This is a genomic window from Chamaesiphon sp. OTE_8_metabat_110, assembly GCF_031382685.1.
Taxonomy (GTDB): Bacteria; Cyanobacteriota; Cyanobacteriia; order Cyanobacteriales; family Chamaesiphonaceae; genus Chamaesiphon.
This window is the reverse complement of the sequence record NZ_JANMZA010000294.1, coordinates 1-7156: the sequence shown is the minus strand read 5'-3', so window position 1 is coordinate 7156 and position 7156 is coordinate 1. Positions and strand designations below refer to the sequence as shown.

Annotated in this window: 9 protein-coding genes and 2 pseudogenes; 2 read left to right on the top strand and 9 right to left on the bottom strand. The window is 44.1% G+C overall.

What is annotated here, in order from left to right:
- From RMO52_RS10570 to RMO52_RS10540, 7 genes and pseudogenes are all read right to left on the bottom strand, one after another.
- A pseudogene (locus tag RMO52_RS10570) lies at positions 1–642 on the bottom strand (cyanobacterial phytochrome A); the annotation flags it as partial.
- A gap of 581 nt (positions 643–1223) precedes the next feature.
- Positions 1224–1469: a DUF1816 domain-containing protein gene (locus RMO52_RS10565; RefSeq protein ID WP_310413795.1), complete on the bottom strand. Its 246-nt coding sequence runs from the start codon at positions 1467–1469 to the stop codon at positions 1224–1226.
- Positions 1470–1758: 289 nt separating this feature from the next.
- Positions 1759–2100: a DUF4342 domain-containing protein gene (locus tag RMO52_RS10560; RefSeq protein ID WP_309744824.1), complete on the bottom strand. Its 342-nt coding sequence runs from the start codon at positions 2098–2100 to the stop codon at positions 1759–1761.
- A 35-nt stretch (positions 2101–2135) separates the two neighbouring features.
- Positions 2136–2741: a GerMN domain-containing protein gene (locus tag RMO52_RS10555; protein WP_310413791.1), complete on the bottom strand. Its 606-nt coding sequence runs from the start codon at positions 2739–2741 to the stop codon at positions 2136–2138.
- Positions 2742–2774: 33 nt separating this feature from the next.
- Positions 2775–3572, bottom strand: coding sequence for a DUF6920 family protein (locus RMO52_RS10550; RefSeq protein WP_310413787.1), 798 nt, complete (start codon positions 3570–3572; stop codon positions 2775–2777).
- A 46-nt stretch (positions 3573–3618) separates the two neighbouring features.
- Entirely contained in the window at positions 3619–4485 is an 867-nt protein-coding gene (locus RMO52_RS10545; protein ID WP_310413784.1) for a hypothetical protein, read from the bottom strand.
- A 176-nt stretch (positions 4486–4661) separates the two neighbouring features.
- Entirely contained in the window at positions 4662–5183 is a 522-nt protein-coding gene (locus tag RMO52_RS10540) for an RICIN domain-containing protein (RefSeq protein WP_309744832.1), read from the bottom strand.
- A 147-nt stretch (positions 5184–5330) separates the two neighbouring features.
- On the opposite strand from RMO52_RS10540, the pseudogene RMO52_RS24690 reads away from it, so the two are divergent.
- A pseudogene (locus RMO52_RS24690) lies at positions 5331–5423 on the top strand (GIY-YIG nuclease family protein); the annotation flags it as partial.
- A gap of 3 nt (positions 5424–5426) precedes the next feature.
- Positions 5427–5660 carry a hypothetical protein gene (locus tag RMO52_RS10535; RefSeq protein ID WP_309744834.1) on the top strand — a complete coding sequence of 78 codons (234 nt, stop codon included), beginning with the start codon at positions 5427–5429 and terminating at the stop codon, positions 5658–5660.
- Here RMO52_RS10535 and RMO52_RS10530 read toward each other — a convergent pair.
- Together RMO52_RS10530 and RMO52_RS10525 are read right to left on the bottom strand one after the other, a co-directional pair.
- Positions 5657–6334 carry an ABC transporter ATP-binding protein gene (locus RMO52_RS10530; protein WP_310413781.1) on the bottom strand — a complete coding sequence of 226 codons (678 nt, stop codon included), beginning with the start codon at positions 6332–6334 and terminating at the stop codon, positions 5657–5659. The two genes, RMO52_RS10535 and RMO52_RS10530, sit on opposite strands and share 4 nt — an antisense overlap.
- A 170-nt stretch (positions 6335–6504) precedes the next feature.
- Positions 6505–7156 (bottom strand): FtsX-like permease family protein (locus tag RMO52_RS10525; protein ID WP_310413778.1); only part of this gene is annotated, 652 nt, incomplete at its 5' end.

Sequence of the window (7156 nt, the reverse complement as noted above, 5' to 3'; positions counted from 1 at the left end):
TGACTCTGGGAAATGCAGAGCCAGATAAGAGTCCATTTCGACTACTCGAGCCTCAGCGATGACTTCACCATGCCCATCCCGATCGAATTTGTAGAGCATGACTCGATCGAATCCAGTCAGCTTCCGCACTTCTGTTACCATAATTCGACCGAAAGCAGCTAAATCGGCAGTTGCAGTCAATTGACTATTAGCCGATCTCCCTTGCAGAATTGAGGCTTTAGCTAAATGATAAAAACTTTGAAAAGGAATATGTTCGTCTTTTTGGGTTGGTTCCAATTCTAGAATTAGATAGCCATCAGGACTCCGATGAAAAACAGCATCAAAGATCCGGTAATTATCCTTAGATTTTGTTACCCATACTTTCGTGTAATTTGTACGATCGAAACTTTGGTCTGCTAATGCCGCTCGAAATTGCTCGACCTGAAAGACATCTAAAAACTTTTCTAATGGCTGTCCGATGACGAGACTTGGGGAGACTTCAAATGCACCGATCGTATTATTACTAACTTGTAAAATCTTTAAATCTGGCTCTTGTAAAACTAGCAATATGCCATGAGATTGGATCTCCGTTAAGACATGAACCGATGGAGATTTTAAACCGATGGAATTAAAACTTTGAAGGTCTGAATTAGTAACTGCCATAACTAATTATAACACTCTAGACCTAGCAAGCCGCTCGACTTTTATCTGGAAATAGACTTATAAAATTTGGTCGATTCTTCAGGGGATCTGGCTGTCCGCCAACGGTTAAGACGAAAGTGGCAATTTGATTGAGATGCTTGCTATAGAGGTATTTTAGCCATACCAAATCTAGTAAAAGCTAATATATATTAACGGGATCTTAAAGGTTGTTTGAAATATAAGATAGCATTCGCAAACCCTAGAAAATCCCCCTAGCCCCCTTAAAAAGCGGATGCGCGTTCGTCGGGAAACCCGACGGATTAGCGCACCAAGCAGGGGGAACCGGATCTGAGCAAGCTGCTTGGTGCGTTTCCTTGCGCGGGGAACCCGCGCGGAACGCATCCGCTGTCTTGACCCAAACACATGGGTCGGGAACCTCCGCGTGATTTGGGTCGCTTTTTAAGGGGGTTTGGGGGATTCAGATCTAAAAACGAAGCTTATCCGACTCGTATATACGCCGTAGCTTTCTAAGGGGATTTACCCACTTGAAACGTAGCGATTGTTTAGGTATGAAAAAGAGTCACTCTGCTCGACATCGATCTTTAGTCCTCCAGATCGTGTTCGATAGTCAGTCGAGCTGGATGACAACGTTTCACCTGGGTTTTAATTCCTTGAGCAGATTCGCTTTCGAGATCTTCGACATAGCCAGACACCGCTAGATTCGCTGACTCTACACCACCAAAGGGGCCAAAGTAGTAAGTACATCGGGGCTGAGTTGTCAAAACTTCGACCCACCAAGCCTGCCCCAAGAAATCTAGAGTATTAGCACAGATTTCGTCGATCTTCACCAGTATTTTATTGTTTAAAATCTAATTTATTATCAATCGTAATAAAGAAAAAATATTTTTCCTTATTATGTCGATCCTTATAATGTTTTTATACTATAAATATATTGATGATTGCTGAGAAACAGATCGGTCAATAGAGGTAGGTTTAGAGTTCGTTGGCGGAGCCTTGCCCTTGGCATCACGGAACGACGATCGCTAGGACGAGCCGAATAGTGCTGTCTTTGCGTTCGATCGTAAGATTATGGGCGTTGATTAAAAAATAAATCATACCCAGATTTAGCAAGCTAGATTACGATCGTTTTTCCACCACGATCGTCAGATGAGCGACCATCGCCCCAATCGATCCCACAGCAGCCAGAATGGGGAAGAAAGCCGCACTGATGGCACCACCCACCACGCCAACAGTTAAAGGAATTTCAATTAATATATGCCCCTCTTCATTCTTGAGAATAATCCGCCGAATGTTGCCTTGATGAATGAGTTCTTTGATTTTGGCACCCAAGGCATCACCATGAATACTAAATTCTTCTACGCCAATCTTTTCTGCTGTTTTCGCTTCATGTTCTCCCGTTACTAATTCAGACTGGATTGTTTCGACATTTTCCTGGAAGTTATCATTTGGTACGTTCATGTTATTAATTCTTTGTTGTTGGTTATGTTTAAAAATCAGAGAAAGTCAGCAGCAAATTGAGATCGAGTAGTCGGTTGCTGCAAGATTAATCCTTCACCGCCTAGAGGATGATTCTGGTCGATCGATCGTCCACCGACAGAGATAAAAACTTTAGCGTTAGGATCGAGACTGCTAGCCGTATAAATCACCTGTGCGACTCGATAAATCATCGAGGTGCTACCACCACCAGAACGAAATTCTGGCGATAGATCGACATGTACCCCATCAGCGCAAACTTGCAAACTCAAAAGTTTAGTACCTTTGGGAATCGTACTAGTCAAATCATCACGGGGTTGAGCTGTTAGTAACTGTTGCATAGCGATTGTTAATCCTTGCTGTGGGGAACTAGAACTTGGTGTATTCGATGGTAATGATTTGGCAACTAGAGTTAGTTTAGATCGCTCCGATCGTAACCAATAAACTTGCGGTTGAATTTGTTGGGCTGAATCATTAGGAATAGTTGCGGAAGTTGTAACTGGAACTGATGATTTTTCATGCTGAAGAACAATATGATTACTTCCCACCCCAATGCTCAAAGCAACTGCTGTTATGAATAATAAAGATAATTTGACAGCATGTTTATTGACAAAGAGTTTTTTCAATCTATTTTCCCTAATTAGTGCTTGAATCTTCCACTACCGATAGATTGCATCATCGATCGTGCAGCGGAAGAATTCGCCCTCCGACTCAAACCGCTCGGTGCCAAAGTACCAGCCAACCCTTAGACGGGTTGGAATGGTGTAGCCGCAAAATGTCCCCTCTTCCTCTACAATTCCACCGAAGTCCATCTCACGAAACTCAGCACCATCTGGATTGCCCCAGCGTGGCAACTTGAAGGTTTTGAGACGACCCGATCGATCTATGGTAAAGTCTAGTTCGGCTCTGTCGCCTTGCACGACAAAACTGGAATGCAAATTGGAGTCTAGCTCCAATGACGATGAGCTTGTCCATGAAACCTCATTGTCACATAACACCGACGGTAGCCACATTGACTCTGCTTGGAGGCGACCGATAGCAGACCGCGTAATATCGTTACCATCCGCCGTCATCACAGGAAACAATCCTAATATTTTCCACTGCATCGCACCGCTGCCGTCGATGACGCGATCCGATCCGATAATGGGCAAGAAGCCATTCATCCATGCTGTAGCACTCCAAATCAGTCCATGCTCCAAGCAAATGACTTGCTCGGCTGTGAAGGGAATCCACTTTTTCAATTTAATTTCACCGTGCATTTTCAAGCGCACCGCAGCAGCAAGCTTTGTTTCAGGTGCAATTGCATGTTCTAGATATCGCCGAGCAGTTTCAGGTAGATTTGCAAGGGATTCGGGGTTAAATATTCGATCGCCTAGCGTGCGTGAAGCGCAATCGCTGATGGAGGCTGATTCCCATAGTTCATCGAGTGAAACTTCTTTGGTTTTATGAGTAATCATAGTGGTTTTTCTAGATTTTGTAGTAGTTAGTGGGGATCTAGCGTATCTAAGCCGCCATTTGAGGTTGGTCTTTACCGAATTTCCAGAGCAAGATGACACCCAAGCCGAATAGATTAATCAGGAACACTACTAAGCCTCCCAAAAACGGAATCAATGTCAGAACTGTCAAGATCGCCAAACCAATTAAGAACTGCTTGAATACTGACTGCTGACTATTTCTATCGATGTGTTGACCGACAAACAGAGCTACACCCAGCGAACCGACTAACGAAGTTACAACCGCACTCAAACTCAGGATTGGAATCAAGGGAATGCCAATTAACGTAATTGCCAGCAACACAGTGGCAAAAATAATTGATAAAATCGCTCCAATCCCCCACAGAGCTGCCAACCCAGGATATTGACGCAACTTTGTAGCCAAATTCGGTAAAAACTGCGGATTGGTTTGCAAGATAATCAGTCCGAGAATCCCTGCTACTACAGCGGCACTGATTCTGAAAATAGCATTGAAGAAATACCAAGGAAAGAAACTGCGCCTCCCATAAGAGTCAGACATCATCCCGTGTCTGTCGCTAAATGTCGCACGTTCGCCACTAATAATCGCGCCTGGTTCCTGAACGATTTTGCCGCCAAAGGAGTAGGCATCACCATCTACCCGCGAGCCTTTTTTGAGGATGACATCGCCGCCAAAAGCAATAGCTGTATCTAAAACTCTGGCATTAGGTAATACCGTCACACTCCCACCAAAAGCACTAGCATTTTCGACAGTTTGGTTCTCTGCTACAGTCACGCCGCCACCAAAGCGAATCAGGTTGGTATTGTTAATATTAACGTCCGTCTGTGCCAAAGCCTTTCCCGCGAAAATCAAGCAGATAGTGGCTATAAAAACTAGGATTAATTGTTGCCATTTCATAAATTTTATCCTCGTGATTCATTAGAAAATTTACTATCTCTCACAATATCGAAACAAGATGAGGAACTTGTGAGAAAAATTGTAAAAGGTCAATATGATAGCAACATAATTATTCTTGCCTACCTTAAATATATTCTTGACATAGCCTCTGAGGAGAGGCTATGTCAATGCACTAATTAAGGAGTTTTGGTAATTCTCCAGCTTTGTCCGGCGACGTTACTACATGTAGCCATCGTCAGTTTATTATTTCGACCATCATTAATTATTTTCAAACACTTATCCGCGCCTGTAAGCTCATTCCGCAAATTAGAATAGCCAGAGGAACCAGGATTTGCATTACTAGGTGTAATGCTCCAAAGTTGTCCGGGAGCATCGCTACATCGAGCGATCGTGAGTCGATTATTGTTACCATCATCGATCGTCGCTAAACAATTGTCAGTACCTGTAAATGGAGTCTGCAACCGATAAGCTTGAGGATTTTTCTCACTAGCTGTTAAGCTCCAACGTTGTCCAGAAACATTAGCACATCTAGCCATAGTCAGTTTGTTATTATCCCCATCATTGATAATATCTAAACAATAACCCGATCCTGTCAATGTATTTCGCAAACGATTTTGCTTGACCTGAGCGTTGACTTCTTGAGCCAGCAGACTAACTAAAACTAGTGGTAAAGCGATCGCAAGTTTTTTAAATTGCATGATAAAAATTTATATCTATATTTTCTTCTATTGTATCAGTAGCGATCGAGAGATTTTATCTCTCAATATAGCGAGTTTTTAGCTATCGATTACCTCCGGTAGGCTACGCCAACGAACTGATAGGAACAGACATAAACACTCGATCTATGGGGGAATTCAGCGTTATTATTAGAACTAGAAGCAATTCTGCTTAGAGCAACCGAGCCGCCATATAACGTTAAAATTCCGATGGAGCGTTAAGCTATGCAATCGCAGACTTTAGAACAACTAACACCTAACGCGGCTCAAGCAATCCTGGCAAATTTGCCAGAGCGGATTAGAACGGCATTTATCGATTCGGCAAAGCCGAGGCTACGCCAACGAGCGGCTGAAATTAACTATCCAGTTGAGGCGTTGATAGAGATGGCTTTAGCTGGTTATTTGGATAGTGAATCGATCGGATTTGTAGACTGTAAACCTAATCGCGGTCGAGGTTAGTTCGACTCAACAATTACCCCATCCACCATCCGAATTATCCGCTTTGTTCTAGCGGCGACACTAGCATCATGAGTAACGATCGCGATCGTCGTACCTTGTTGATTTAACTCTGTCAGCAGATTCATAATCTCCTCAGAAGTGGTGGAATCCAACGCGCCAGTCGGTTCATCGGCGAGGACTAGAGCGGGATGATTGACTAAAGCACGGGCGATCGCCACCCGCTGCTGTTGTCCGCCAGAAAGTTGATTGGGACGGTTTTGGATCCGATCGCTCAAACCGACTTGGACTAAAGCTTCTGTCGCTTGTTCGACTCGTTGCGACTTATCGACATCAGCATAAATCATTGGTAACATCACATTTGCCAAAGATGTGAGCCGTGGTAATAGATTGAACTGCTGAAATACAAACCCAATATACTGATTGCGAATATCTGCAAGTTCATCATCATCAAGCGTCGTCAGATCTTGCCCTGCTAAGAAATATTGCCCACTGCTAGGTCGATCGAGACAACCGATAATATTCATTAGGGTCGATTTTCCCGAACCTGATGCTCCCATAATCGCGACATATTCGCCTTGCTCGATCGACAAATTAATCAGTTTGAGAACTGGGACTTCGATTGATTCCAAATGATAGGTTTTAGTAATATCTTCGAGCGAAATCATGCTTGCCATAGTTATTAAATGCCAACGATAAATGCCAACGATTGAAATCGTGGCTCGGAATGCAAAGTCCGCCAACGCGGACTAAGTAAGAAATTAAGTCCGCGTAGGCGGACTTTGCACCACTAGCGGCGGTTTCAACCGCTGACTAACTGACTAACCTGCCTAACTGACATCGTTATTTAATCCCCACGTAGTGCCAAGATCGGGTCTAGTTTTGCCGCATTACGAGCAGGAATACCACCCGCCAACACACCCACAATCAGCGAAAGGACAAAACCCACCACCACTGACAATAAAGACACCACAAAGGGAAATTTAAAGATCGTAGCGGCGGCGAAAGCGAGAGCGACACCAAATGCGATCCCGATTCCACCACCGATACTAGAAATCACGATCGATTCCATCAAAAATTGATTTAGAATTGCGCCGCTAGTTGCTCCGACGGCTTTCCGCAAGCCGATTTCCCGCGTCCGTTCCATCACGGACACCAGCATAATATTCGCGATGCCGATGCCACCGACGACTAGAGAAATACCAGCGATCGCCGTAACCATTAGCGTCAACAATCCCATAATATTCGTGAAAGTCTTAATCAGATCCACTTCATTGGTGACAGTAAAATCATCCTCTTTAGGCGGGCGGATATCATGGCGCAGCCGCAGCACATTCGTCACCTGAAATTGCGCCGCTTCAAGCCGATCGGGATTGCTTGCTTGCAGCCAAAAGCCATTAATTGCCACACCTGTCAGGGCATTGTTACCGACAATTTCGGCGGACATATTGGTCAATGGCAGATACACCATGTCATTCATATCTTGTAGCCCCACAGAC

Excerpts from the sequence above, each read along its gene's own strand:
- RMO52_RS10560 (WP_309744824.1), bottom strand. The coding sequence starts at position 2,100 with ATGAACGTACCAAATGATAACTTCCAGGAAAATGTCGAAACAATCCAG.
- RMO52_RS10550 (WP_310413787.1), bottom strand. The coding sequence starts at position 3,572 with ATGATTACTCATAAAACCAAAGAAGTTTCACTCGATGAACTATGGGAA.
- RMO52_RS10545 (WP_310413784.1), bottom strand. The coding sequence starts at position 4,485 with ATGAAATGGCAACAATTAATCCTAGTTTTTATAGCCACTATCTGCTTG.
- RMO52_RS10540 (WP_309744832.1), bottom strand. The coding sequence starts at position 5,183 with ATGCAATTTAAAAAACTTGCGATCGCTTTACCACTAGTTTTAGTTAGT.
- RMO52_RS10535 (WP_309744834.1), top strand. The coding sequence starts at position 5,427 with ATGCAATCGCAGACTTTAGAACAACTAACACCTAACGCGGCTCAAGCA.
- RMO52_RS10530 (WP_310413781.1), bottom strand. The coding sequence starts at position 6,334 with ATGGCAAGCATGATTTCGCTCGAAGATATTACTAAAACCTATCATTTG.